The sequence below is a fragment of the Micavibrio sp. TMED2 genome (assembly GCA_002168225.1).
Taxonomy (GTDB): Bacteria; Pseudomonadota; Alphaproteobacteria; order TMED2; family TMED2; genus TMED2.
Window position 1 is genome coordinate 234562 of the sequence record NHBH01000001.1, and the last position, 24796, is coordinate 259357.

Annotated in this window: 21 protein-coding genes; 13 read left to right on the forward strand and 8 right to left on the reverse strand. The window is 60.9% G+C overall.

Annotated features, from left to right (window positions below):
* Nucleotides 1-25: 25 nt before the first annotated feature.
* Entirely contained in the window at nucleotides 26-817 is a 792-nt protein-coding gene (locus CBB62_01190; GenBank protein OUT41011.1) for a hypothetical protein, read from the reverse strand.
* Between CBB62_01190 and CBB62_01195 the strand changes: the two genes are divergently transcribed.
* Entirely contained in the window at nucleotides 797-1843 is a 1047-nt protein-coding gene (locus CBB62_01195) for a hypothetical protein (GenBank protein ID OUT41012.1), read from the forward strand. The two genes, CBB62_01190 and CBB62_01195, sit on opposite strands and share 21 nt — an antisense overlap.
* 9 nt (nucleotides 1844-1852) lie before the next feature.
* Here the strand turns inward: CBB62_01195 and CBB62_01200 are convergent, their stop codons facing one another.
* Nucleotides 1853-3664 carry a hypothetical protein gene (locus CBB62_01200; protein ID OUT42576.1) on the reverse strand — a complete coding sequence of 604 codons (1812 nt, stop codon included), beginning with the start codon at nucleotides 3662-3664 and terminating at the stop codon, nucleotides 1853-1855.
* Nucleotides 3665-3737: 73 nt separating this feature from the next.
* Here CBB62_01200 and CBB62_01205 point away from each other — a divergent pair, with 73 nt between their 5' ends.
* Nucleotides 3738-6428 carry a GNAT family N-acetyltransferase gene (locus CBB62_01205; GenBank protein ID OUT41013.1) on the forward strand — a complete coding sequence of 897 codons (2691 nt, stop codon included), beginning with the start codon at nucleotides 3738-3740 and terminating at the stop codon, nucleotides 6426-6428.
* Between the two features lie 12 nt (nucleotides 6429-6440).
* Here the strand turns inward: CBB62_01205 and CBB62_01210 are convergent, their stop codons facing one another.
* Complete coding sequence (locus CBB62_01210; protein OUT41014.1) at nucleotides 6441-7433, reverse strand: D-glycerate dehydrogenase; 993 nt, start codon at nucleotides 7431-7433, stop codon at nucleotides 6441-6443.
* A 269-nt stretch (nucleotides 7434-7702) separates the two neighbouring features.
* Here CBB62_01210 and CBB62_01215 point away from each other — a divergent pair, with 269 nt between their 5' ends.
* Nucleotides 7703-8233: a hypothetical protein gene (locus CBB62_01215; GenBank protein ID OUT42577.1), complete on the forward strand. Its 531-nt coding sequence runs from the start codon at nucleotides 7703-7705 to the stop codon at nucleotides 8231-8233.
* Nucleotides 8234-8265: 32 nt separating this feature from the next.
* On the opposite strand, the gene CBB62_01220 is transcribed toward CBB62_01215, so the two are convergent.
* Nucleotides 8266-9024, reverse strand: coding sequence for a short-chain dehydrogenase (locus tag CBB62_01220; protein ID OUT41015.1), 759 nt, complete (start codon nucleotides 9022-9024; stop codon nucleotides 8266-8268).
* A 128-nt stretch (nucleotides 9025-9152) separates the two neighbouring features.
* Nucleotides 9153-9614 carry a transcriptional repressor gene (locus tag CBB62_01225; GenBank protein ID OUT41016.1) on the reverse strand — a complete coding sequence of 154 codons (462 nt, stop codon included), beginning with the start codon at nucleotides 9612-9614 and terminating at the stop codon, nucleotides 9153-9155.
* Nucleotides 9615-9854: 240 nt separating this feature from the next.
* Here CBB62_01225 and CBB62_01230 point away from each other — a divergent pair, with 240 nt between their 5' ends.
* The 3 genes from CBB62_01230 to CBB62_01240 are packed head-to-tail and all read left to right on the forward strand — an operon-like array spanning nucleotide 9855 to nucleotide 12549.
* Nucleotides 9855-10382: a 3-hydroxyacyl-[acyl-carrier-protein] dehydratase FabA gene (locus CBB62_01230; GenBank protein ID OUT41017.1), complete on the forward strand. Its 528-nt coding sequence runs from the start codon at nucleotides 9855-9857 to the stop codon at nucleotides 10380-10382.
* 54 nt (nucleotides 10383-10436) lie between these two features.
* Entirely contained in the window at nucleotides 10437-11702 is a 1266-nt protein-coding gene (locus CBB62_01235) for a beta-ketoacyl-[acyl-carrier-protein] synthase I (protein ID OUT41018.1), read from the forward strand.
* Nucleotides 11703-11730: 28 nt separating this feature from the next.
* Nucleotides 11731-12549, forward strand: a complete 819-nt coding sequence (locus CBB62_01240; protein OUT41019.1) for an enoyl-ACP reductase — start codon at nucleotides 11731-11733, stop codon at nucleotides 12547-12549.
* A gap of 36 nt (nucleotides 12550-12585) precedes the next feature.
* On the opposite strand, the gene CBB62_01245 is transcribed toward CBB62_01240, so the two are convergent.
* The gene (locus CBB62_01245) at nucleotides 12586-15501 is read right to left on the reverse strand and encodes a [protein-PII] uridylyltransferase (GenBank protein ID OUT41020.1); all 2916 of its coding nucleotides are present in this window, start codon (nucleotides 15499-15501) and stop codon (nucleotides 12586-12588) included.
* Nucleotides 15498-18233 (reverse strand): DNA mismatch repair protein MutS, encoded by a 2736-nt coding sequence (locus CBB62_01250; GenBank protein OUT41021.1) that lies wholly within the window; start codon nucleotides 18231-18233, stop codon nucleotides 15498-15500. The genes CBB62_01245 and CBB62_01250 overlap by 4 nt, the downstream gene beginning before the upstream one ends.
* 174 nt (nucleotides 18234-18407) lie before the next feature.
* Between CBB62_01250 and CBB62_01255 the strand changes: the two genes are divergently transcribed.
* From CBB62_01255 to CBB62_01270, 4 genes are all read left to right on the forward strand, one after another.
* Entirely contained in the window at nucleotides 18408-19340 is a 933-nt protein-coding gene (locus CBB62_01255; protein OUT41022.1) for a permease, read from the forward strand.
* Complete coding sequence (locus tag CBB62_01260) at nucleotides 19337-20083, forward strand: hypothetical protein (protein ID OUT41023.1); 747 nt, start codon at nucleotides 19337-19339, stop codon at nucleotides 20081-20083. Before CBB62_01255 ends, CBB62_01260 begins: the two co-directional genes overlap by 4 nt.
* 23 nt (nucleotides 20084-20106) lie before the next feature.
* Nucleotides 20107-20652: a universal stress protein gene (locus CBB62_01265; GenBank protein OUT41024.1), complete on the forward strand. Its 546-nt coding sequence runs from the start codon at nucleotides 20107-20109 to the stop codon at nucleotides 20650-20652.
* Nucleotides 20653-20788: 136 nt separating this feature from the next.
* Nucleotides 20789-21352 (forward strand): NifU family protein, encoded by a 564-nt coding sequence (locus CBB62_01270; GenBank protein OUT41025.1) that lies wholly within the window; start codon nucleotides 20789-20791, stop codon nucleotides 21350-21352.
* Nucleotides 21353-21381: 29 nt separating this feature from the next.
* Here CBB62_01270 and CBB62_01275 read toward each other — a convergent pair whose 3' ends face one another.
* A complete protein-coding gene (locus CBB62_01275) occupies nucleotides 21382-22494 on the reverse strand; it encodes a hypothetical protein (protein OUT42578.1) in 1113 nt (370 codons plus the stop codon).
* 211 nt (nucleotides 22495-22705) lie between these two features.
* On the opposite strand from CBB62_01275, the gene CBB62_01280 reads away from it, so the two are divergent.
* The 3 genes from CBB62_01280 to CBB62_01290 are packed head-to-tail and all read left to right on the forward strand — an operon-like array spanning nucleotide 22706 to nucleotide 24516.
* Nucleotides 22706-23302 carry a malonic semialdehyde reductase gene (locus CBB62_01280; protein OUT41026.1) on the forward strand — a complete coding sequence of 199 codons (597 nt, stop codon included), beginning with the start codon at nucleotides 22706-22708 and terminating at the stop codon, nucleotides 23300-23302.
* A gap of 36 nt (nucleotides 23303-23338) precedes the next feature.
* On the forward strand, nucleotides 23339-24049 hold the full coding sequence (locus tag CBB62_01285) for a tRNA (adenosine(37)-N6)-threonylcarbamoyltransferase complex dimerization subunit type 1 TsaB (protein ID OUT41027.1): 711 nt from the start codon (nucleotides 23339-23341) through the stop codon (nucleotides 24047-24049).
* Complete coding sequence (locus CBB62_01290; protein ID OUT41028.1) at nucleotides 24046-24516, forward strand: hypothetical protein; 471 nt, start codon at nucleotides 24046-24048, stop codon at nucleotides 24514-24516. Before CBB62_01285 ends, CBB62_01290 begins: the two co-directional genes overlap by 4 nt.
* Nucleotides 24517-24796 lie beyond the last annotated feature (280 nt).

The following is a 24796-nucleotide window of genomic DNA, read 5'->3' on the forward strand; positions in this document are numbered from 1 at the left end:
CTGTTACAAAACACCCTGAAAACCGCTAATGCACCGCCCGAGTCGGTACCGTGTCGGCGTAAATATCAGTGCGCGCGAGCCAGTGGCTGGTCATCAGCGCCGCCAGTATCGGTGCAATCAGGTTGAGCACCGGAATGACGAACAGTGCCGCCAGTATCAGCCCGCGCAGGAATACCGCCAGCCGGTTCCGCTTGCGCCATGCCTTGATCTCCTGTGGCGGCAGGCGGCGCAGGGCAACCACGTCGATAAACTCACGCGACAGCAGATAGGCATTGACGCTCCATGCCAGCAACACGTTGAGGCCGACGAGGAAAAACCCGCCGACCAGAACCAGCAGCGTCAGCAGCAAGGCAATCAGCAGAAATACCAGCGCATTGCCAATGGCGGTTGTGAGCGGCAGATCGCGCAAGGGCGGCAGATCCGGGTGGCGGACCCGCTCCATCGGATCAAGCATGAATTCCGCCACCAGCCCGGTGATGGCAGTCATGACAATCGGAAACAGCAGGATCGCCAGCACCGCCGCAATGATAGTGCCGGTGACATCGATGATACCGTCGAGCCAGCCCCAGCCGACCAGATTGACCCCGCCGAGCAGCACCGATGCGCCCCACGGCATGAGCAACAGCACGATCAGACTGACGGCTATACAGCCCAGAATCGTCCAGCGTACTGCAGGCAGTTTCAGATCGGCGAAGGCGTCGAGGAGATCAGCAAACATGATGCGACAGGCTCTATCACAGGGCTGCGCCCATTTGCCAGCACCAGTTATTTGACTTCTGGCGCAAGGTTTGGCCACATGGGCCACAGGTTTTCCCATCTGCTACCCCTGTCTTTTTCAAGAGTACCCCCTATGACCAGCGCCCAGCCTAAAGTGGTCGGCATCGGTAATGCCGTCGTTGATATTATTGCCGAAGTCGAGGACGGCTTCCTGACTAAACATGGCGTGCACAAGGGCACGATGACTCTGGTCGACCAGACCCGCTCGCGTCAGCTCTATGAGAGCATCCCGCCTGCCACCATGGCGTCCGGCGGTTCGGTCGCCAATACCATGGCCGGGATCGCGTCTTTTGGCGGCAGCGCCGGATTTATTGGCCGCGTCCGCGATGACGAGCCGGGCCGGTTCTACGGCAAGGACATGGAAGCACTCGGCGTCGTCACCCCGATCGCACCGGCCAGCAACGGCGACGATACCAGTGTCTCGATCATTCTGGTGACCTCGGATGCCCAGCGCTCCATGAACACCTATCTCGGTGCCTCGACCGAGCTGAACAAAAACGACATTGATCACAACATGATTCAGGGGGCCGATTACCTGTTCCTCGAAGGCTATCTCTGGGACAGCGAACACCCGCGTGAGGCGATGATGGAAGCCGCCGATGTGGCGCGCACGGCAGGCACCACCGTTGCCTTCACCATGTCCGATCCGTTCCTCGCCGACCGGTACCGCGACGATATCCGCAACTTCCTGCCCCATTCGGTTGACCTGTTATTCGCCAATGAGGCCGAGATTACCTCGCTCTACATGGTCAACACACTGGCAGAAGCCCTCGACCTCGCCCGCCATGACGTTGATACCGCGGTGATTACCCGGTCCGAACAGGGCTGCGTTGCCATGCATCACGGCGAGACCGTGCGTATGCCAGCCGAGCGGGTGTCAAAGATCATCGACAGCACCGGTGCCGGTGACCAGTTCGCCGCCGGTTATCTCTATGGTCTCAGTACCGGTCGAAATATGGCCGATTGTGCCCGGCTTGGCGTCATTGCCGCCGCCGAGGTCATCAGCCATATCGGCCCACGCCCGAAAGTGCCGCTGAAGTCACTGATCCCGGCCAGCATGGCCTGATCGGGCCAGTCAGGGCCGCGTCGCCCACCATGCCTCGATCACCATGCCGTAAAGCGGGGTCACGGCAGGCCGGGTGACCGGCGGCCAGTAAGCGACCAGATCGTGACCGAGGTGATAGAGCAGCACGCCGTAGCGGCTGTGGGTCAGCACCCGGTCGAGCGCATGAACATGGGTCAGCAGGTCGGCGCGGCTGCTGGCATCGGCAATCCCGGCAACAAGGGCATCTACCGCCGGTGAGCGAATGCCCGGATAGTTGCGTGAGCCCTGCACCTCCGCATTCTCGCTGCCGAAATACAGCCGCTGCTCAACCCCCGGCGACAGGCTGTTGATCCAGCGGTAATTGACCACATCGTAATCAAAGCTGTTGAGCCGCTGGCGGAACTGGGTGGCATCGACACTGCGAATGCGCGCGGTGATGCCGATACGGTCAAGGGTCCGCACCCATTCGAGCACGACCCCTTCCTCCTGTCCGGTCTGGATCAGAATTTCAAAGCTGAAGGGCTGCCCCGTTTCGGCACTGACCAGACGTCCGTTTTCCAGCATCCAGCCCGCCTGCTTCAGCAACGCCAGCGCCTTGCGGAGATTGCCGCGCCGCCCGGCCATGCCGCTGCCATCGGTGCGCGGTGCCTCATAGGCCGGGCCGAAAACCGCATCCGGCAGGCTGTCGCGGAACGGCTCGAGCAGGGCCAGTTCCGCCGCATCCGGCAGGCCGGTCGCCGCCAGTTCCGAATTCGGGTAATAGCTCTCGATCCGCTTGTAGGCATCGCGGAACACGGCCCGGTCGAGCCATTCAAAGTCAAAGGCCAGATCCAGTGCCGTGCGTACCCGCAAATCATCGAACAGATCACGCCGGGTATTGAAGATCAGCGACAGGGTCCAGTCCGGGCGGTGATGCGGCAGTTGTTCCAGCTTGAGCAACCCGCCCTCTGCCGCCGGACCGCTGTAGCGGGTGGCCCAGGCATTTGGATCAGACTCACGCCGGAAATTGACCTCGCGCGCCTTGAACGCCTCCAGCGCCACATCGTCATCGCGGAAATACTCGATCTGCACCGTATCAAAATTGTACTGGCCGCGATTGACCGGCAGGTCGGCGGCCCAGTAATCGGCAACGCGCTCATAGGTGATGCTGCGCCCCGGATCGAGGGACGCCACCCGATACGGCCCGCCACCGAGCGGCGGGGTCAGGGTGGTGCGCCCGAAATCATGATCGGCCCAGTAATGGGCTGGCAGCACCGGCAGCATCGCCAGCACCAGCGGCACCTCGCGCTCCGCCGATGGCAGCAGCCGGAAGGTGATGGTGTGATCGTCGATAATCTCGATTGCCGTTACGAAGCCATAGACCCGGCGGGTATTCGGGCGGCCATTCTCCCGCAATGTCTCGAGCGAGAATTTCACATCCCTGGCCGTCACCGGATGGCCGTCATGGAATCGGGCGGCGGGGTTGAGGTGGAAGGTCATCCAGCTGCGGTCAAGTGCCAGTTCAACACGCTCCGCCACCAGCCCGTAAACACTGAACGGCTCGTCCCAGACCCGCTGCATCAGCGTGTCATAGGTCAGGTTCATACGCGCCGCCGCCTGTCCGGTAATCAGGAACGGGTTGAGACTGTCGAAGGTGCCGGTCGCACCCTGCTTCAGCAACCCGCCCTTCGGCGCATCCGGGTTGACGTAGTCGAGATGGGTGAAGTCGGCTCCGTATTTCGGCGCATCAAACAGGGCCAGCCCATGCACCGGCTGCACGGTCGCAGCTACGGCCCCGGCATCCGTATCATGGTTAACGGCCAGTACCGGCGTGACCCACAGCGACAAAATGGCTAGCATCATCAAGGCGCAGATGCCGTATATTGTGCGGTGCAGCATCCGGTAACCTGTAAAGCGATGAAAAGCCGTTTGAACCATGAGTATCCGTAACCTTGATGCTGTATTCAGACCGACAAGTGTCGCCCTGATCGGGGCCAGCAACCGACCCAATTCGATCGGCAATGTCCTGGCCCGTAATCTAACCGCCGGAAGCTTCGCTGGCCCGGTTCTCCCGGTAAATCCGAAACATCGCTCCGTGGCGGGTATTCTGTGCCACAAATCTGTCGAAGATTTGCCCATGGTGCCGGACCTTGCCGTGATCTGCACGCCGCCGCATACCGTACCCAGGATCATTGATCAACTGGGCGGACGCGGTACCCGTGGCGCCGTGGTTATTACCGCCGGTTTCGCCGAACTGGGCCATGAGGGCGCGGAGCTGCAGGATCGCTTGCTGGATGCCGCCCGACCCCATCTGTTGCGGGTGGTCGGGCCGAACTGTCTCGGCATCATGGTGCCGGGCCATGGGCTGAATGCCAGCTTTGCCCATCTGACCCCGGCGACCGGCGATATCGGCTTCCTGTCGCAATCCGGCGCAGTGCTGACCTCGGTCATCGACTGGGCCTCGGCCCGCGGCATCGGGTTTTCGCATCTGGCCTCGCTCGGCTCCATGGCCGATGTGGATTTTGGCGACATGATCGACTACCTCGCCCGTGATCCGAAAACCCGCGCGATCCTGCTCTATATCGAAGCCATCAGCCATCCGCGCAAATTCATGTCCGCCGCCCGCGCCGCCGCCCGCACCAAGCCGGTGATCGTGATCAAATCCGGGCGCACCGCATCAGGTGCCAAGGCAGCATCGAGCCATACCGGCGCACTCGCCGGGTCCGATGATGTCTATGATGCCGCGTTCCGCCGGGCCGGGATGCTGCGCGTGGCCGATATGGACGAGCTGTTCGATGCTGTGGAAACCCTCGGTATGCGGGTCAAGGTGGAAGGCGAGCAACTGGCAATCCTGACCAATGGCGGCGGGCTTGGCGTCATGGCTGCCGATACCACCTCCGACCTCAACGGCCATCTGGCCAGCCTGTCGCCGGAGACCATGGATGCGCTCAATGCGTCCATGCCACGTACCTGGAGCCACGGCAACCCGATCGATATTATCGGCGATGCCCCCGGCAGCCGCTATGCCGCCGCCCTCGATGCGGTCCTCACCGACAAGGCGGTGGATGCGCTGGTCGTGATCAACTGTCCGACCGCGATTGCCGACAGCGTTGATGCCGCACGGGCGGTGGTGTCGGCCCGGCAAAAATCGGTCAAACCGATCCTGACCAGCTGGATCGGACATCAGGCCATGGAACCCGCGCGCAGCCTGTTCGCCGAAAACCGCATCCCCACCTATGACACACCGGAGAAGGCGGTGCGTGCCTTCATGCATCTGGTGACCTATCGCCGGAACCAGAAGGCATTGATGGAGGTACCGGACAGCCAGCCGGAGGAAGTCACCGCCGATACCGCACGGGCCAAGAGCATCATCGACGACGCGCTCGCCGCCGGGCAGCGCTGGCTCACCGAATATCAGGCCAAACAAGTGCTCGAGGCCTATGGCGTGCCAATCGTCGAAACCGTCATCGCCCCCGATGTGGCAAGCGCGGTGCGGGAGGCGGCACGGATCGGCAGACCGGTCGCGCTCAAGATCCTGTCCAACGATATCACCCATAAATCCGATGTCGGCGGCGTGGCGCTGCACCTGAAAAAGCCCGAGGATGTAGAGCGGGCCGCCAATGCCATGCTGGAGCGTGTAGGCAACCTCAAGCCGGACGCGAAAATCGATGGCTTCACGGTGCAGGAAATGGCCCGGATGCCCGGTGCCCATGAGCTGATCGTCGGCATGATCGAGGATGCGGATTTCGGGCCGGTAATCCTGTTCGGACAGGGCGGCACGGCGGTCGAGCTGCATGATGACAAGGCGCTGGCCCTGCCGCCGCTCAACATGAACCTCGCCCGCGCCGCCATGGCCCGCACACGGGTGCACCGGCAGTTGCAGGGCTACCGCGACCGACCGGCGGCGGATATGGATGCGATTGCCCTGACCATGATCCGGGTGACCCAGCTGATCACCGATCTGCCGACCATTGACGAACTCGACATCAACCCGCTGTTTGCCAATGAAAACGGCGTGCTGGCCCTCGATGCCCGGATCGGTATCCGGCCCTCGGACCTTGAAGTCGGCAGCCGTCGCCTCGCCATCCGCCCCTATCCGAAGAAGCTGGAGAAGATGATCGGCGACGAGCACGGTGCCCGCTATTTCCTGCGACCGATCAAGCCGGAAGACGAACCGCTGATGCATGAAATGGTTGCGGAAATGGACCCGGAGGATTTGCGCCTGCGCTTCTTCTCACCGGTGCGCAAGCTGACCCATGACACCGTCGCCCGGTTGAGCCAGATCGATTACGACCGGGAAATGGCGCTAGTGGCCGTGCATGTGGATGCCGATGACAACCCGCTGGATGACATTGCCGGGATCGTGCGCATATCCGCCGACCCGGATAATATCCGCGCCGAATATGCCGCCATCGTCTCCTCGCACCTGAAAGGTCACGGGCTCGGTCGCAGACTGATGACCGAGATCATCGACTATGCCCGCCAGCGCGGCACCACCGAAATCTTCGGCGAGGTCTTGCGCGAAAACAAACCGATGCTCGCCCTCTGCGACCGCCTCGGCTTCACCCGCCACATCAACCCCGACGAACCGGAACTGATCGAGGTACGGTTAAGACTGGATAGCTAACCGGCGGGTGCGTCAGTCGTCGATGCCGGGGAGGACGCGGTCGGTGGGGCGGTGGCCGTCGATGAAGGTCTTGATGTTGATGATCACCTTGTCACCCATGGCCTGACGCCCCTCGCGGGTGGCGGAGCCGAGATGCGGCAGCAGCACGACGTTTTTCAGCTTGCGCAGCTCTTCCGGCACGGCTGGCTCGCCCTCATAAACATCGAGACCGGCACCGGCGATACGCTCTTCCTTCAGCGCCTTGATCAGCGCCTGTTCATCCACCACGGCACCGCGCGCGGTATTGATCAGGATGGCATGGGGCTGGAGCAGGTCGAGGCGTCGCTCTGACAGCAGGTGGAAGGTGGCCGGGGTCTGCGGGCAGTTGACCGAGATCACATCCATACGCGCCAGCATCTGGTCGAGGCTTTCCCAATAGGTCGCCTCGAGGCGCTGTTCCATGTCGCCGGGCAGACGGCGGCGGTTGTGGTAGTGGATCGACATGCCGAAGGCGCGGGCGCGGTGGGCAATCGCCTCACCGATCCGGCCCATGCCGATAATGCCGAGACGCTTGCCGCCGAGGCGCAGGCCGAGCATCTGGGTCGGTGCCCAGCCGGTCCATTCACCGCTGCGCACCAGTGCCTCGCCCTCGCTCATCCGGCGGGCGGTGGCGAGCATCAGGGCCAGCGCCACATCGGCGGTATCCTCGGTCAGCACACCGGGGGTATTGGTGACAACGATGCCCTTGGCCTGTGCCGCCTTCAGGTCGATGTGATCGACACCGGTACCGAATGAAGCGATCAGCTTCAGATCAGGGCCTGCCGCCTCGATGATCTCAGCATCGATTCGGTCGGTAACCGTAGGTACCAGCACATCGCATTTCTGGACTGCAGCTTTCAGCGCCGCCGCATCCATCGGCTCGTCTGTCGGGTTCAGCGTGGCAGCAAAAAGCTCCATCAAACGGGTTTCCACCGCTTCGGGTAACTTGCGGGTCACCGCGACACGGGTTTGACGACCGGTGCTCATTGGCTGCTGTCTCCTCGAAAAAATATCTCGTTGGCGTCGCTGACTATTGTCATTTGATGCCCTAGCGCAATAGCGTTGGTACAGGGGCATGTCCAGCGACTTTGACCGAATTTATCCAACCGGCTATTCAACCGGCACACGCGACCGGTCGCTGACAGGCAGAAATGACAACCGCTGATCCAGTACTGGACCGCAACATGACCGGATTGAACAGACCAAACAGGCAATGGGCATTCACCGCCCTCTTGGCACTCATCGGCGGTTTCCTGATGACCACCGGGCCAGTACAGGCGCCAGCTCAGGCAAATGACGACGGGCAGAGCCGGGGCACGATCTGGCTCGAGGTGGCGCAGATCAGTCAGGGTCAGGTTGCCCTCGGCCAACAGACCGGGTTACCGCTGCCGCGCTTTGCCTCACTGCGGCCCGAACGGGTCAATGCCCGCACCGGGCCGGGGCTGAGCTATCCGATCGACTGGATTTACCAGCGCGCCGGGTTGCCGGTTGAGATCACCGCCGAATACGACACATGGCGCCGCATCCGCGATGTGGACGGCACCGAAACATGGGTGCATCAATCCATGCTGTCCGGCCAGCGCGGCGCACTGGTCATGGGCGATATCGCCACCCTCTACGCCGCCCCGGACCCGGAGGCGAGCCCGGTCGCACGGGTCGAGCCGGGTGTCGTCGGCCAGATCCGCGCCTGTGATGGCAGTTGGTGTGAGGTGGATGTGGAAGGCAATGCCGGATGGCTGCCGATAGCTGCCTTCTTCGGGGCCAAACCCGGCGAAGACTTCCGCTAACACAGCATCCGAACTGCCAAAGATTCGGGCGGTCAGAGGAACCTGACCGATACCCCGCCATCGGCAATCACCGGACTGCCGGTCATGAAGCTGGAGCGATCCGACAGCAGGAACAGGGCCGCCTGTGCGATCTCCATGGGATCGGCCATGCGCTTGAGCGGATGCAAACCGGCGATAAACTTGTGGGCCTCCGCATCATCACCAGCCATCTCGGTTTTGGTACCGCCGGGCAGGAGGCTGTGCACCCTGATCCCCTCGGCGGCATGATCAATGGCCAGTGACTGCACCAGCCCGTTGATCCCGGCCTTGGACGCGGCATAGGCACCGAAGCCCGGCAACCCGCCATTGCTGTGACCGACAAAGGATGTGGTGAAAACCAGCGATCCGCCACCCCTGTTCTGCAGCGCCGGTATCTGGGCCTTGGCCGCAGAGAAGGCGCTGGTCAGGTTGGTGGCGATCACATCGGTCCAGTTGGCCCGGTCCATATCCGGGATCGGCCCGACCTCGCCGACCATACCGGCATTGTTGAAGGCACCGTCAAGGCCGCCAAACTCGGCGAGGGCGAGATCGACCAGCCCTTGCGCATAACCGGCATCACGGACATCACCGGCAAGACAGGCAGCGCGCCTGCCATACTCGCCATTGATCTGCCCGACCAGCGCCTCGAGCCTTTCCGCCCGGCGCGCGCCCAGCACCACATTGGCGCCCTCGGCAGCAAACAGCAGGGCCGCCGCCTCACCGATGCCGCTGCTGGCCCCGGTTATAATGATGGTTTTGTTGAGTAGTTCCATGGATGTGCTCTCCTGATCATGTTGGAAAGCACCAAAGGCCCGAAAAGCCGGAGACAAACGACCCGTTTCTTGCGCTTGCATATCAACAGCAACAGGGCAAGAACAACGGGAACGGATAAACGGTTGGCTTACTGTTTCTTGCGCCGGACGCGGACAACGACCTGAATCTGGTCGATCTCGTAACCTTCGGGAGCCGCGGGACGACCGGTCACCTTGACCTCGTCACCGGGCACATCGATGAGCTGACCGGTATCTTCCATGAAGAAGTGATGGTGGTCGCTGACATTGGTGTCGAAATAGGTCCGGCCCTGATCGGCGGCAACCGCGTTGAGCAGACCGGCTTCGGCAAACTGGTTCAGGGTGTTGTAGACCGTGGCCAGTGATACCCGCTGGTTTGCCTCACGCGCATCATCAAACAACTGCTCCGCCGTCATGTGGCGGTGGCCATTGCCAAACATCAGCTCGGCCAGCGCCAGCCGCTGACGTGTCGGGCGCAAACCGGCCTCGGCCAGGCGGTTGATAAGGTTGATATCAACACCCTTCGGTCGATCTGTCGCCTGCGCGGATTTTGTGTGCGTGTGCTTTTGCATGCCCGGACCATAACGTTAATTGAGAATGATTTGCAACAACCTTCTCAACATGGCTGATTATGCCCTGTTTCCCATGTTATTTGCACCATTTTCCTGTGGCATGCAGGGCAAATATACCGGATTGCCATCACACAATAGCAATCGGGGTTTGCGATTGTGCTGCAGATTGCCTAAAACCGCGCCCGTGGGGTCAGTGTTTCCGACCCCGATCTTTACTCTCTGATTACACCGGTAACCGTCATGACTGCACCTACCCACGACAGCCGAACCAGCTTTGATTACGATGATTTGATTAGCTGCGGCCATGGCACATTATTCGCCAACCCGTATCCGAAACTGCCCCTGCCGCCGATGCTGATGTTCGATCGCATCGCCAAGGTCTCTGCCGATGGCGGTGCCAATGGCAAGGGCTTCCTGATCGCCGAACTCGACGTCAAACCGGACCTCTGGTTCTTCGGCTGCCATTTCGAGGGCGACCCGGTCATGCCCGGCTGTCTCGGCCTCGATGCGCTCTGGCAGCTGGTCGGCTTTTACCTCGGCTGGATGGGTGCGACCGGTGCCGGTCGTGCACTCGGCGTCGGGGAGGTGAAATTCACCGATCAGGTATTACCTACAATCAAGAAGGTGACCTATCGCCTCGACTTCAAACGCGTGATCAACCGCAAGCTGGTCATGGGCATCGCCGATGGTACCGTGCATGGCGATGACAAGCTGATGTTTGAAGCCAGCGGCCTCAAGGTCGGCCTGTTCGAACAAACCGGCGAATAGACCGGTTCAGGCACCATCAAGAGACGGCAATCACGAAAGCCAGGTAAGAAGTCCATGTCCAACCCATCCGCAATCGAACCAGTCCTCGGCAAACGCCGGGTTGTTGTGACCGGCCTCGGCATTGTTTCCCCGATCGGCAACAATGCAGCGGAAGTTATCGAGAGCCTGAAGTCCGGCAAATCCGGCATCGAGGCAGCGCCCGATTATGTGGAACACGGTTTCCGCAGCCAGATCCATGGCTCGATCAAACTGGACCCGAGCGAGCATATCGACCGCAAGCTGATGCGCTTCATGGGCAATGCTGCGGCCTATGCCTATATCGCCATGACCCAGGCGATCGAGGATGCCGGACTGACCGAAGACCTGATCAGCAACAACCGCACCGGTCTGATCGCCGGTTCCGGTGGTGCCTCGACCAGCAATCAGGTGGCCGCCACCGACATTACCCGCAAGAATGGCAGCCCGCGCAAGATGGGCCCGACCATGGTGCCACGGGTCATGGGTTCCACGGTTTCCGCCAATCTCTGTACCGCCTACGGCATTCGCGGCATCAATTACTCTATCACCTCCGCCTGCTCCACCAGTGCGCATTGCATCGGCAATGCCGCCGAGATGATCGCCTGGGGCAAACAGGACATCATGTTCGCCGGTGGTGGCGAGGAACTCGACTGGACCATGTCCCAGCTATTCGACGCCATGGGTGCCATGTCGTCCAAGTTCAATGATACGCCAGAGAAGGCTTCACGCGCCTATGACCGCGACCGCGACGGCTTTGTCATTGCTGGTGGCGGGGCCATGCTGGTGCTGGAAGAATATGAGCACGCCAAGGCCCGTGGTGCCAAAATCTATGCCGAGCTGACCGGCTTCGGCGCGTCCTCGGATGGTGTTGATATGGTGGCACCATCGGGTGAGGGTGCCGTGCGCTGCATGCAACTGGCGCTGGCCGAGCACAACCTGCACTCGACCGTCAAACTCGACTACATCAATACCCATGGTACCGCGACACCGGTTGGTGACCGCGCGGAAATGGGAGCCATTCGCGATGTGTTCGGCGACGAAATGCCGTTCATCAGCTCGACCAAATCACTGACCGGCCACAGTCAGGGTGCGGCGGGTGCCCATGAGGCAATCTACTCGCTGCTGATGCTCGACAATGGATTTATCGCCGCATCGGCCAATATTGAAAACCTCGACCCCGATTTCGAGGGTTACCCGATTGCGTTTGAGCGCAAGGACGGACCGGTAAAAGCCGTCATGACCAACAGCTTTGGCTTTGGTGGCACCAATGCCAGCCTGATTTTCACCGCCATTGAAGAATAAGAAGATGCCCCTAGCCCACGATACCGTCATGACTGACCAGAACAACAATCCCGCTTCCAAGCCGCTTTTGGCCGGCAAACGCGGTCTGGTCATGGGCGTTGCCAATGATCGCTCCATCGCCTGGGGCATCGCCAAGGCCCTGCATGGTGCCGGGGCCGAGCTTGCCTTTACCTATCAGGGCGATGCCTTCAAGCGCCGGGTCGAGCCACTCGCCTCGGAACTGGATGCCAAGGTTCTGCTGCCCTGTGATGTCATGGATGAAAGCTCCGTCGACAAGGTGTTCGACGACCTGAAACAGGAAGTCGGCAATATCGATTTCGTCATCCATGCGGTCGCCTTCTCGAACAAGGAAGAGCTGAAGGGGCGTTATGTCGATACCACCCTCGACAACTTCCTGATGACCATGCAGATCTCCTGCTATTCCTTCACCTCCGTTGCCCGTCGGGCCGCCGAGATGATGAACCCGGGCGGCAGCCTCCTGACCCTGTCCTATATCGGTGCCGAGCGGGTCATGCCGAATTACAATGTCATGGGTGTCGCCAAGGCAGCGCTTGAGGCATCTGTCCGTTACCTCGCTAACGACCTCGGCCCGGACGGTATCCGCGTGCACGGCCTGTCTGCCGGTCCGATGAAAACCCTCGCCGGTTCCGCCATCGCCAATGCCCGCTACGTCTACCGGACCAGCGAGCACACCGCACCACTGCGCCGTTCGGTCACTCTCGAGGATATTGGCGGCACGGCAACCTATCTGCTAAGCGATCTCTCAGCCGGGGTTACCGGTCAGATCCATTATGTCGATGCCGGTTTCCACGGCATGGGCATGCTGCCACCGGGTGCCGCCGAATAAGCCGAGTAAGTCGCAACCGGCCCTGTCTCTTCACGATCAGCTGTTTGTCGGCTCCAGTGATCCGCGTTCCTGCCGCCGGGTTGTGGCGGAATAGCTGCCCGCACGTCCTGCGGTCGTATCACCGGCGATGATTGCCTCCAGCAACCGCTCACGAATGCGGTCGAGGCGCGCCTCATGGGTGATCTTGAGGCCACCGGCATCGCGCAGATAGAATACGTCGATCGCCTTCTCGCCATAGGTGGTGACCTTGGCCGCGCTGATCTGCAACCCTTCCTCGGTCAGCACCTTGCCGAGATCATAGAGCAGTCCCGGACGGTCGCGGCCATTGATCTCGACCACCGTGCTCTGGTTGCTGGCACTATTGTCGATCAGCACCCGAGGCGGCACGGTAAAGACCTCGGTGCGCGCGGGCAGGTCTTCCCGGCGCGGCGCGATCAGCTTCACCACCTCTGCCGGATTATCCAGCATACGGTTGATGCTGACCGACAGCTTCGCCAGCTTGTCGCCGCTGGTAATCGCATTGCCGTGCAGGTCCTGAATGGCAAAAACATCGAGCACCAGACCATTGGTGAAGGTGAAAATCTTGGCATCCAGAATACTGCCACCATTGGCGGCAATCGCCCCGGCGAGGCCGACAAACAGCCCTTTCCGGTCGCGGGTGATAACAGCAACCTGCGTGTAACCGAGCGCGCGCTCGACCTGGGTATCGACGGCGATGCTCTGGTTCTCGATCTCCGCCGTTGCCACCAGCCGGGCGAGCCGGGCCAGTTGCTGCGGCTCGAAGGCGTGCCAGATGCCGCCGGGCGCGGTCTCGATGAACTTCTCCACCCGGGCATCGGGCCAGTCCTTGAGATGATCGCGGAATTCGGCGAGGGCGGCAGAGCTGGCGGTAAGACCGGGACGCATCTTGTCATCCGGGCTGAGACGCTGGGCGGTGATATGGAACAGCCGGGTGAGCAGACCCGCTTTCCAGCTGTTCCAGCGATCCGGCCCAACCGCGGAAATATCCGCCGTGGTCAGTACCAGCAACAGCCGCAACCGCTCCACCGACTGCACAATGCCGACGAAGTCATCGAGCGCCTTCGGGTCTTCGAGGTCGCGTTTCAGCGCTGTCTGTGACATGGCGAGATGCCAGCGGATCAGCCAGGCAACCGTCTCCGTCTCTTCCTCGCTCAGGCCGAGGCGCGGGCAGAGCTTCAACGCCACCTTCTCACCCAATACCGAGTGATCGCCGTTGCGTCCCTTGGCGATGTCATGGAGCAGCATGGCGACAAACAGCGCCCGTTTGGAATTGATCTGCTCGATCACCCGGCTGGCGAGCGGATACTCATCGACGAGTTTGCCCGCCGCGATCTTGTGCAGGATGCTGACCGCGCGCAGGGTATGCTCGTCAACGGTATAGACGTGGTACATGTCATACTGCATCTGCGCCACTATCCGCGCCCAGTCAGGCAAGAACTTGCCGAGTACGCCGGTATCATTCATCAGCGCCAGCGTCGCCTCTGCCGCCGGATCGGTGAGTATCTCGAGGAAGATGGCATTGGCCTCGGGATCGTCACGCAACTTCCGCCCGATCACCGAGAGGTTACGGGTCATGGATTGCAGCGCCTCGGGATGGATTTGCTCCTGCTCGCGCTGCGCCACCCTGAACATGCGCAGCATATCGACCGGCTGTTGCCTGAAATGCCCGGCAGCAGGCAGACGCAGCCAGCCGCCATTAACCGGAAAACCATCGACGGAATAGGACCAGATCGCCCGCCCGATCCGGGTCATCGGGTTATTCTGCGCCTGTTCCTGATAGAGGGCGGTGATGATCCGGCTGAGCGCACCCACCTCCTTCACCACCAGGAAATAATGCTTCATGAACCGCTCGACCCCGAGCGTATTGCCGTGATCCACATAACCGAGGCGGCGGCTGATTTCCGGCTGCAGGTCAAAGGTCAGCCGATCCTCACCACGTCCGGTCAGGTAGTGCAGATGCGCGCGCACGGCCCAGAGGAAGTTTTGCGCCCGGTCAAAGGTCTCGGCCTCCGCCTCGCTCAGTTCACCGAGGCCGACAAGGTCATGAACCTGATCCACCTCATGCACATATTTGGCGATCCAGAACAGCACATGCAGATCGCGCAGGGCACCGAGGCCGTTCTTGACGTTCGGTTCGAGCATATAGCGGGTGTCACCCATCTGGTGATAGCGCTCGTCACGCTCACGCAGCTTGGCGGTGATGAAGGCCTGGGATGATCCGGCCACCACATCCCGGTCGAACCGGGCCTGAAACTCACCGAACAGATCGATGTCACCAGCCAGATAGCGACATTCGAGCAGGTTGGTGCGGATGGTCATATCCGCCTTGGCCTGCCGGATACAGTCATCAACCCCGCGTACCGCCTGCCCCACCTTGAGGCCCAGATCCCAGAGCATATAGAGGATGAACTCGATCCCCTGCTCGATCACCGGCGTGCGCTTGTAGGGCAGGATGAACAGCAGGTCGATATCCGATTGCGGCGACAGTTCCGCCCGGCCATAGCCGCCAGTGGCAACCAGCGCCACGCGCTCACTGTCCGTGGGGTTGACCAGCGGATAGGCCTGTTCAAACGCCAGCCGGAAAATTGCCTGTATCACCCCATCGGCGAGCTTGGCATGCTGACGTACACAGATGGCCCCCATCGGCTCACCGGCCCGACCGCGCTCGAACTGGTTACGGATTTCGTCATGGCCCTTGGCGAGAATGGATTTGAGCCGCGCCAGCACCTCCTTGCGCCCGCCATCGCCCTTGTAGATCGTCACCAGCTCGGCAAAGAAACGCTCATGCTGCGGCAGTACCGCAAGGCCGGGGACGGTGAAGTCGCCGAGATAGTTGCTGGCCGCACGACGCAGCTGCTGTTTGTCCGGCTTGACCTTCGGGCCGGGGACGAACAGTTCGGCCAGCGGGTTGCTGCGGGTCTTGTTGCTCATGCCTTGCCGTCCCGTGCAACGCGCTGCAACTCATAGATCAGGTCGAGCGCCTGTCGCGGCGTCAGGTCGTCGGCGGCAATATCGGCCAGACGTTCCTCGACCAGCGATGGTTTTGGCACGGTTGCCTCGACCTTCTGCACAACCGCATGAAACAGCGGCAGATCCTGTGCCATCTGCTGTACCCGCGGGCCGCCCTTCTCCTCGCTCTCCAACTCCTCAAGCACATTTTTCGCGCGCTCGATCACCGCCGGTGGCAGGCCTGCCAGCTTGGCCACCTGAATACCGTAGGATCGATCCGCCGAGCCTTGCCCAACCTCATGCAGGAACACGACATCACCCTGCCATTCCTTGACCCGCATATGGTGGTTGGCAAGGTGGTCGAGGGTGCCGGACAGTACCGTCAGCTCGTGATAATGGGTGGCGAACAGCCCGCGGCTGCGATTGACATCATGCAGATGCTCGACACTGGCCCAGGCCAGTGACATGCCGTCGAATGTTGCCGTGCCGCGTCCGATCTCGTCGAGGATCACCAGCGATTTCGGCCCGGCGGCATGGAGGATGGCAGCGGTCTCCAGCATCTCCACCATGAAGGTCGAGCGACCACGGGCCAGATCATCCGCCGCACCGACACGGGCGAAAAGCTGGTCGACCACACCGATGGTGGCCGAGGCGGCAGGCACAAACCCGCCCATCTGGGCCAGCACGACGATGAGTGCGTTCTGGCGCAGGAAGGTGGATTTACCGGCCATGTTCGGACCAGTGAGCAGCCACAGCTTGCCGTCTTCTTCCAAGCGGCAATCATTGGCGACAAAGCCCTGCGGCCCGGTATCGGCGAGCATTTCCACCACCGGATGCCGCCCGCCGACGATGTTGAAATCCTCGCCATCGGTCATGGTCGGGCGGGTATAGCGCTGCTCCACGGCAATCGTCGCCAGTGCGGCAGAAACATCAGCATCCGCCGCCGCATTGGCCAACGCGCGCAAGGGGTCGGTCAGTGCCAGCACCGCGCGGCACAGCTCGGTAAAGATACCAAGCTCGATCGCCAATGCCCGGTCACCGGCATGGCTTACCTGTTGCTCGAGATCGGCGAGCTCGGTCGTGGTGAAGCGTACGGCATTGGCGAGCGTCTGGCGGTGAATGAACAGCTCGTTATGGGCCGGGTCGCGCAGCTTGTCGCCATGCTGGGCGGTCACCTCGATGAAATAGCCGAGCACGTTGTTGTGTTTGATTTTCAGACGATCAACACCGGTATCGGTGGCATAGCGTGCCTGCATTTCGGCGATATACTGGCGGCTGTCCCGCTGCAGGGTGCGCTGTTTGTCCAGCTCGGCGTCATAGCCCTCGGCAATGAAGCCCCCATCGCGGGTCAGGAGCGGCGGGTCATCCTTCAGCGCGCGGGCCAGCAGATCGGGCAGACCCTCGGGCGGGGTCAGTGGGTCGATCAGGTCGAGCAACAATGGCGGGGCCGCATCCACGCCCTTGGCATGGGCCTGCATGGTTCGGGCCAGCGCATCCGCCGCCGCCATGCCTTGGCGTACCGCCAATAGGTCACGCGGACCGGCACGCTCCAGCCCGATCCGGGACAGGGCACGTTCGATATCCGGCAGGGTCTTCAGATCGGCGCGGATACTCTCCAGCACCTTCGGATGCTCGACCAGCCAGGCAACGGCGGACTGGCGCTCCTGAATGGTCACCAGATCGGTCGATGGCGCGGTCAGCCGCTGGGTCAGCGCCCGTGCCCCCGCCGCCGTGATCGTCCGGTCGATGGTGGCGAGCAAGCTGCCCTTGCGCTCACCGGTCTGGGTACGGGTCAGCTCCAGCGCCCGGCGCGTCACCGCGTCGATGTCGAGCGTCCCGGCATCGGCCACCCGGCGCGGACGTTCGAGCGGTGCCGTGCCCCCGCACTGGGTCAGGTTGATATAGTCGAGCAGCGCACCGAGCGCGGTCAGCTCCGCCGCCTCGAACCCGCCAAAGGCATCGAGCGAGGATACCTCGTAGAAATCCTGCAACCGCTTCTGGCCATTACGGTCATCGAAGCGGGCATCAGGCTGGAATGACAGCAACCCGCGCCATTCGGCCAGCAGCTCACGGCTTTTCGGATGCTGCTCCAGCCGCTGGGGCAGGAGGATTTCCGACGGCTCAAACCGGGCCACCGCACCGGGCAGGCGGGCGGCGTCAAGCCACTGGGTCAGTACCGTACCGGTGGAGAGATCGGCTGCCGCCAGACCGTAACGGCCCGCGCGCTCGATCACCGCAATCAGGAAATTGTGCCGCCGGGCATCAAGCAGGGTGTCCTCGGTCAGGGTGCCGGGGGTAACCACCCGCACCACATCACGACGGACCAGCGCCTTGTAGCCATCGCGCTTTTTCGCCTCGGCCGGGGTTTCCACCTGCTCGCAGATGGCAACCTTGAACCCCTGTTTGATCAGGCGGGCGAGATAGCCCTCATAGGCATGGAACGGCACGCCGCACATGGGAATGTCATTGCCGCCGCTCGCGCCGCGCCGGGTCAGGGTAATGTCGAGCGCCGCCGAAGCCTCGACCGCATCCTGCAGGAACAGCTCATAGAAATCGCCCATGCGATAGAACAGCAGACAATCGGCATGGTTACGCTTGATCGCCGCATATTGCTGCATCATCGGCGTATCGGGCAGATCATCAAGGCCGGGAACACCAGCCGGTGTCTGATCTGCCGGGTTCTTGTCTGAATGGGCTATCCCACCATCAGGCATGGGGATTATTTCCAACTGTCTGATTTTTTTGCGCGTAAACAGACCCTAAATGGCCAGAGCCCCCTTGCCAATTCCACATTGAGCGCGCAGAACCAATTATACGTTGAAAACATCAGAATCATGGTTGTTTTCCGCTATCTGCACCGCTGACCCGCACCGAATTCCAATACCCAGATGCAAATCTATTTGCCCATCGCTGAAATATCGATCGATGCCACCATGCTGCTGATGCTTGGTGCCAGCGTGGGTTTTCTCTCGGGCATGTTCGGGGTTGGCGGCGGCTTCATGATGACGCCCTTGCTGATCTTCATAGGCATTCCGCCACCGGTCGCCGTGGGTACCCAGGCCAACCAGCTGGTCGCCAATTCGGTATCCGGCGTGCTGGCGCATCTGAAGCGCGGAAATGTGGATATGAAGATGGGGCTGGTGATGCTCACCGGCGGTGTGCTCGGCACCCTTGTCGGTATCGGCATCTTCCGCTTGCTGAGTGTGCTCGGCCAGATCGACCTCGTGATTTCCCTGTCCTATGTCATCACCCTTGGCATCATCGGCAGCCTGATGATCGTGGAGAGTGCGCGCACGATCCTGCGCCGGGGCAAGGGACGGAAAAGTTCAAAGAAACGCCATGGCCGCCTGCATGGTCTGCCATGGAAGACCCGCTTCCCGCGCTCAAAGCTCTATATCTCGGCGCTGCTGCCCGGCGGGATCGGCTTCCTCGCCGGTCTGTTGAACTCGATCCTCGGTATCGGCGGCGGCTTCTTCCTGATCCCGGCAATGATCTATCTGATCGGCATGCCCGCGAGCCTCGTCGCCGGTACCTCGCTGTTTCAGATCATGTTCACCACAGCGGTCAGCACCTTCCTCCATGCCTGGACCAACCAGACGGTTGATGTGATGCTGGCGCTGATTTTGCTGACCGGCGGCGTGATCGGTGCCCAGTATGGCAGCCGGGTCGCCAGCAAGATCCCGGCCGAGGTCTCGCGTGCCCTGCTCGCCGTGATACTGCTGATTGTGGCTGGCGGCCTTGCCCGTGGTCTGGTGGTCGAGCCGGATCAGGTCTACAGCGTCGATGTGGTCGCCAATGCCGAAGGCGAGGTGACCCGATGATGCCGCGCCTGCTGCTCGCCATCTTTGCCCTCTGTGCCGTCATTGCACTGCCGTTCAACACTGCGCGGGCACAGGCGCTCAGCGCCGATCTGTCTGATCACCTGATTGCCATCAACACTGCCTTCACCGGTACCGGGCTGACGCTGTTCGGTTCAACCGATGGCGATGGTGATGTAGCAGTGGTGGTCGAGGGGCCGAGAGCTGATCTGATGCTGCGCAAAAAGGAAAATATCGCAGGCATCTGGACCAATGGCGAGAGTGCGCGTTTCGTCGATGCGCCGACCTTCTACTATGCCGCCGCCACGCGTGAGCCGAGCCAGTTCCTGCGGGAAGCACCGCGCTCGCTCTACCGCATCGGCGTCAATAACCTGCCGCTCGATATTCAGGATGTTGATAACGAGAATATCGCCGAGTTCCGCACCGCCTTCATCGCCGACCGCGCCAATGCCGGGCTGTATAACCGGCAGGTGGGCAACGTCACCTTTATCGGCAGCCGGTTGTTCCGCTCGGACATTTATTTCCCGGCCAATGTGCCGACCGGCACCTACGCCGTGAAGGTGATGCTGATCCGGGGCGGCGAGGTGATCGCCCAGACCGATACTCCGCTGACCATCCGCAAGGTCGGGACCAGCGCACGTATCTTCAATTTCGCCCATGATTATTCTGCCGTCTTCGGCCTGATGGCAGTGGTCTGCGCCGCTGCAATCGGCTGGTTCGCGGCGTTTGTTTTCCGTAAAAACTAATCAGAAGAAACAGGGAAGCACCCATGTCAGAAGAAACCCAGGGTCAACCAACGGGACCAGAACCCGACGACCGGAAAAACGGCGCGGCAGAAGCCGCCGCCAAACGCCCGGCACGTACCTTTCTGGTCGTGGTCGATGGCACACCGGAAATGCAGATCGCGCTCCGTTATGCCTGCCGCCGGGCCAAGGACACCCATGGCCGGGTTGCCCTGCTGCATGTGATCGAAACCGGCGAGGTCCAGCAATGGGCAGCGGTCGAGGATATGATCCGCGCCGAGCGCCGGGAAGAGGCCGAACAGATGATGCACAAGCTCGCCCGTTCGGTTCAGGCCGAAACCGGCGGCATGGCGGTCCTGCATGTGCGCGAGGGATCGCCTAGGGACGAACTGCTGAAACTGATCGGTTCGGAAGAGAATTTCTCGATCCTCGTGCTGGCCGCCGCTGCCGGCAGTGACGGCCCCGGCCCGCTGGTCAGCTTCCTGCTGGACAAGGGCCTGTCGCGCCTGTCGATCCCGGTTGCGATCATTCCGGGCGGGTTGAGCGAAGCGGATATTGATCTGCTCAGCTAGGTCGGTGCGGGATTTATATCGGACCGGAACAGTCCAATTCGGTTGCTTTTTCGCGCCGGAACGCCAATATCTGGGCCAAGCACCGATCAGGCGGCCCGCCGGTCCCTGACGCATGAAACAGTAAGGTCCGATCACCATGTTTATTGAAACCGAAGAAACCCCGAACCCGGCAACCATCAAATTCCTGCCGGGTCGTGATGTCATGGGGCGCAATGGCACCGCCGATTTCCGGGATGCGGAAGCTGCGAGCAACTCACCGCTCGCCAGCCGCCTGCTCGATGTAAACGGCATCGACGGCGTCTTTCTCGGCCATGACTTTGTCAGTGTATCCAAGGCCGATGATGCCGACTGGTTCCAGCTCAAGCCGCTGGTTCTGGGTGCGATCATGGAGCATTTCAGCAGTGGCCAACCGGTCATGCTCGAAGAACAGGCCGCCGGTGACACCAAACCGGAAGCAGCACATGACGATGATGAAGTCTCCGGCCAGATCCGTGAGCTGATCGAAACCCGCGTCCGGCCCGCCGTGGCACAGGATGGCGGCGATATCGTCTTTGAACGGTTCGAGGATGGCGTTGTCTATCTGCACATGCGCGGTGCCTGTGCCGGGTGTCCATCATCGACAATGACCCTCAAACACGGCATCGAGAACATGCTGCGCCACTACATTCCCGAGGTTGAGGAAGTCCAGCCGATCATGTGACCTGTGAGACTGGCGGAAGAAGCCTTTGTTTACGGCTCCAGCCCGCCAATCTCGGTCTCATATTGCGGCAGGTAATAATGCAGACCGAGCCAGCGCCAGCGGGTTTCGGTTCTGGTCCGCGATCTCGGCACCAGTCTGGTTTCCGGCTTGGTGCAGTTGATTCGCGCCCGTCCGGGCGCGAAATCCTCATCCAATCGTAACTCGATCCGTCTGCCAATCCGGGTTTGCTGTAACATGCCCTGATCGCTGGCAAAACAGTTCAGAGGGTTCAGCTCGCCCATATCCCTGGCCACGGTGAAGCCGACCTGCGGTCGAGGGTCGGCCAGCGCATGGTCGCTCGGCGTGGCATCGCTGACCACCAGCGGCAGGGCATTGACTGCCAGCTCGAACCGGTCCGGTCCGGCAAACTGTTCGGTGATCGGAAAGCGCGGCAGGGTAAAGCGGTTGACGGAACCGTCCATAACCCCGGAATGCTGACCGAAAGCAGCAACAAAACCGTGCCCATCAACGACATTGATGACCCGGTTGCCATATTCACCATAGGGGTAGGAAAACAGCCGGGGCGTTATGTCCAGTTCATGCTCGACCCGCGACAGCGAATGGCGGATGTCTTTCAGCAGATCGAGATCACCAAGTGCCGGCAAGTGACCATGGGATGCACCGCGCAAACCGATGGTCACCCCGGCATCGACCAGTTCGCGTATCTCGTCCCATGTCATATAGGCGTCTGCACCGCCATCGATCAGGTCAGTGGCAATGAACAGGGTGAAGGGCAACCCAGCCGCCTGCAGGCGTGGCCAGGCTTCCTCATAAACACTGCGATAGGCATTATCGATGGTGATCGCAATCTGGCGGGTGCCATCATCGGGCACGTCCGGATTATCCAGCGCAGCGATGGCATCGGGCAGGTCAACCACGTTGATATTGGGTTCGGTCAGCACATCCAGATGGGCATCGAACTGGTCGAGCCGCACCGAACTGTCGGGATATTCATCCTCACCGAACCGGTAATAGGCCAGCACCACGGTCGCCGGTTTCAGGCTTGCACCATCGGCAATAACCGCGCCTTGCTGTGCCAATGCCGATGATCCGGCAAACAGCCCGGCGATCACGACAGCCGAAATGCCTGCCGACTTGACCATCAGGTGGCAGATATCCGGCACAGCGGCGAATTTGGTCGACATGGGATTGGAACCGGCAATACGGATCATATGTTATTATTCAGCAGGGCTGGCTTATCTGAAGTCTTCGCGTCTGAAGTCACTCTGGCCCTCTCTCTTCCGAGCTGTTTGCCAATTACCCACCATACTGGCAAGTATAATTAACCATATAACAAATTGGGCATCCCTTACCATGACTGACAAGACACCATTGGAACAATCTGGTCTCGATTTACTGTTTAACAATGCGCGTACCTATAATAACTGGCAGGACAAGCCGGTATCGGACGACACCCTGCACGCACTGTTTGATCTGGTGCGCATGGGTCCGACCAGCGCCAATTGCTCCCCGGCGCGCATCGTGTTCGTGAAGTCGGATGCGGCGAAGGAAAAGCTCAAAGCCTGCCTCGCCGAGGGCAATGTGGCCAAGACCATGGCGGCACCGGTCTGTGCGATCATCGCCCATGACATGGAATTTCACGAACACCTGCCCAAGCTGTTCCCGCATACCGATGCCAAGTCATGGTTTGCCGGCAAGCCGGACTTCATCGAGAGCACCGCTTTTCGCAACGGCACCCTGCAGGGCGGCTACCTGATCATGGCGGCCCGTGCCCTCGGCCTCGACTGCGGTCCAATGTCGGGATTTGACAATGAGGCGGTAGATAAGGCCTTCTTCGCCAGTACTACCTATAAATCCAATTTCCTGTGCAATCTCGGTTATGGCGACGACAAGGACATGTTCCCGCGCAGCCCGCGCTTCGACTTCGACGAAGCCTGCCGCATCGACTGAGGCTGACCACAGACCACTGACGATGGTGGTTGCCTGATGCTGATCCTTGCCTTTGATACCGCGACCGGCGGCTGCGGCCTTGCCGTTCTTGACGGCGACCGGGTGCTGGCCCAGCGCCGGGAAGCCATGAGCCGTGGTCAGGCGGAAGTACTGATCCCGTGGATCGGCGAAGCGCTGGCCGAAATCGGTCTCATCCCGGCGGATATCAGCGCCATTGCCAGCACCACCGGGCCGGGTGCCTTTACCGGCATCCGTATCGGTCTCGCCGCCGCCCGCGGGCTGGCACTGGCGCTGGAAAAGCCGGGCATCGGCATCGGCTGTTTCGACGTTTTCGCCGCCATGGCCGGTAAGGACACGGACTGCCCGCTGCTGGTGGCGGTGGAGAGCAAACGCGCCGAACTCTATCTCGAAGCCCGGTATCAGGGTGATCGGCAGCAACAGGCGCTGGCACCGGCAGACACTGCCAAGTGGTTGAACACAATCGATACCGGCGGCAAGCCATGGCACCTGATCGGTGACGGGGTTGACCGGCTGGTCAAAGACCTTGATCCGGCGCTGGTTGCAGGCTGCGAACAGACCCTGCCCGACCCGGTCATACTTGCCCGTTTGGCGCAAGAACGGCTGACCGCCGGGACCGATCCGGCAGATGTGGTCGCACAAAACCCGCTTAACCCGATCTATATCCGGCCCGCCGATGCCAAACCGGCGCGTGCGGCACGGGTCTGGCTCGCCGACACCGACGCATGACCCACACCATCACCAGACTGGGCCCGAGCGCTGCGGCAGAGATGGCGGAAATCATGCGGCGCGCCTATCTCGCGACACCCCATACCGGCGGACGGCCCTGGGAACACAAACAGCTCAGCGATCAGCTCGCACAGGAGATGTCATATGCGCTTGGTATCACGAATACTGATACCGGGGCACTGACCGCCTTTGTTTTGTATCAGCAGATTATCGATGAGGCAGAAATACTCATCCTTGCCGTCGACCCGACGGTTCAGCGCCAAGGTAATGGCCAGCGTTTGATGGATGCTGTGCTTGCACAACTTGAAGAACAGGGGTGCCGAAACTTGTTCCTCGAGGTCGCCTGTAATAACGAACCGGCAATTAACCTATACGTAAAGTTTGGATTACGTGTTACCGGTGAGAGGCGCGGGTATTATCAGGGCCTCGATGCCCTTGTTATGGGCAAATCGCTCAATTCAACATAACGTTACCGGTCAGAACAAACCGTGATTAAATCAGTTTTCCCCATAACCTTTGCCTGCATCAAAACCACAACAACCTCATGAATATTCCATTATTATTTTTATGCTGTCTTTTATTGTATTGATTATTTCATCATATGGGTCCATGTAGGATTCATCATATATGCGCGCCCGTATGGCGTTGCATGAGCAACTGTTCAATGTATTGGCTTGCAAGATGTTGAACAGCGTACCGTAAATCAGCTGGTCTGGATCACGCTCGTCCCTAAATGAATATGAACAG

What these genes read in the sequence shown, in the direction of transcription:
- CBB62_01235 (OUT41018.1), top strand. Translation starts at nt 10,437, where the DNA reads ATGTCCAACCCATCCGCAATCGAACCAGTCCTCGGCAAACGCCGGGTT.
- CBB62_01250 (OUT41021.1), bottom strand. Translation starts at nt 18,233, where the DNA reads ATGCCTGATGGTGGGATAGCCCATTCAGACAAGAACCCGGCAGATCAG.
- CBB62_01275 (OUT42578.1), bottom strand. Translation starts at nt 22,494, where the DNA reads ATGGTCAAGTCGGCAGGCATTTCGGCTGTCGTGATCGCCGGGCTGTTT.
- CBB62_01270 (OUT41025.1), top strand. Translation starts at nt 20,789, where the DNA reads ATGTTTATTGAAACCGAAGAAACCCCGAACCCGGCAACCATCAAATTC.
- CBB62_01280 (OUT41026.1), top strand. Translation starts at nt 22,706, where the DNA reads ATGACTGACAAGACACCATTGGAACAATCTGGTCTCGATTTACTGTTT.
- CBB62_01255 (OUT41022.1), top strand. Translation starts at nt 18,408, where the DNA reads ATGCAAATCTATTTGCCCATCGCTGAAATATCGATCGATGCCACCATG.
- CBB62_01215 (OUT42577.1), top strand. Translation starts at nt 7,703, where the DNA reads ATGACCACCGGGCCAGTACAGGCGCCAGCTCAGGCAAATGACGACGGG.
- CBB62_01220 (OUT41015.1), bottom strand. Translation starts at nt 9,024, where the DNA reads ATGGAACTACTCAACAAAACCATCATTATAACCGGGGCCAGCAGCGGC.
- CBB62_01205 (OUT41013.1), top strand. Translation starts at nt 3,738, where the DNA reads ATGAGTATCCGTAACCTTGATGCTGTATTCAGACCGACAAGTGTCGCC.
- CBB62_01240 (OUT41019.1), top strand. Translation starts at nt 11,731, where the DNA reads ATGACTGACCAGAACAACAATCCCGCTTCCAAGCCGCTTTTGGCCGGC.
- CBB62_01210 (OUT41014.1), bottom strand. Translation starts at nt 7,433, where the DNA reads ATGAGCACCGGTCGTCAAACCCGTGTCGCGGTGACCCGCAAGTTACCC.
- CBB62_01230 (OUT41017.1), top strand. Translation starts at nt 9,855, where the DNA reads ATGACTGCACCTACCCACGACAGCCGAACCAGCTTTGATTACGATGAT.
- CBB62_01260 (OUT41023.1), top strand. Translation starts at nt 19,337, where the DNA reads ATGATGCCGCGCCTGCTGCTCGCCATCTTTGCCCTCTGTGCCGTCATT.
- CBB62_01190 (OUT41011.1), bottom strand. Translation starts at nt 817, where the DNA reads ATGGGAAAACCTGTGGCCCATGTGGCCAAACCTTGCGCCAGAAGTCAA.
- CBB62_01290 (OUT41028.1), top strand. Translation starts at nt 24,046, where the DNA reads ATGACCCACACCATCACCAGACTGGGCCCGAGCGCTGCGGCAGAGATG.
- CBB62_01285 (OUT41027.1), top strand. Translation starts at nt 23,339, where the DNA reads ATGCTGATCCTTGCCTTTGATACCGCGACCGGCGGCTGCGGCCTTGCC.
- CBB62_01195 (OUT41012.1), top strand. Translation starts at nt 797, where the DNA reads ATGGGCCACAGGTTTTCCCATCTGCTACCCCTGTCTTTTTCAAGAGTA.
- CBB62_01200 (OUT42576.1), bottom strand. Translation starts at nt 3,664, where the DNA reads ATGATGCTAGCCATTTTGTCGCTGTGGGTCACGCCGGTACTGGCCGTT.
- CBB62_01225 (OUT41016.1), bottom strand. Translation starts at nt 9,614, where the DNA reads ATGCAAAAGCACACGCACACAAAATCCGCGCAGGCGACAGATCGACCG.
- CBB62_01245 (OUT41020.1), bottom strand. Translation starts at nt 15,501, where the DNA reads ATGAGCAACAAGACCCGCAGCAACCCGCTGGCCGAACTGTTCGTCCCC.
- CBB62_01265 (OUT41024.1), top strand. Translation starts at nt 20,107, where the DNA reads ATGTCAGAAGAAACCCAGGGTCAACCAACGGGACCAGAACCCGACGAC.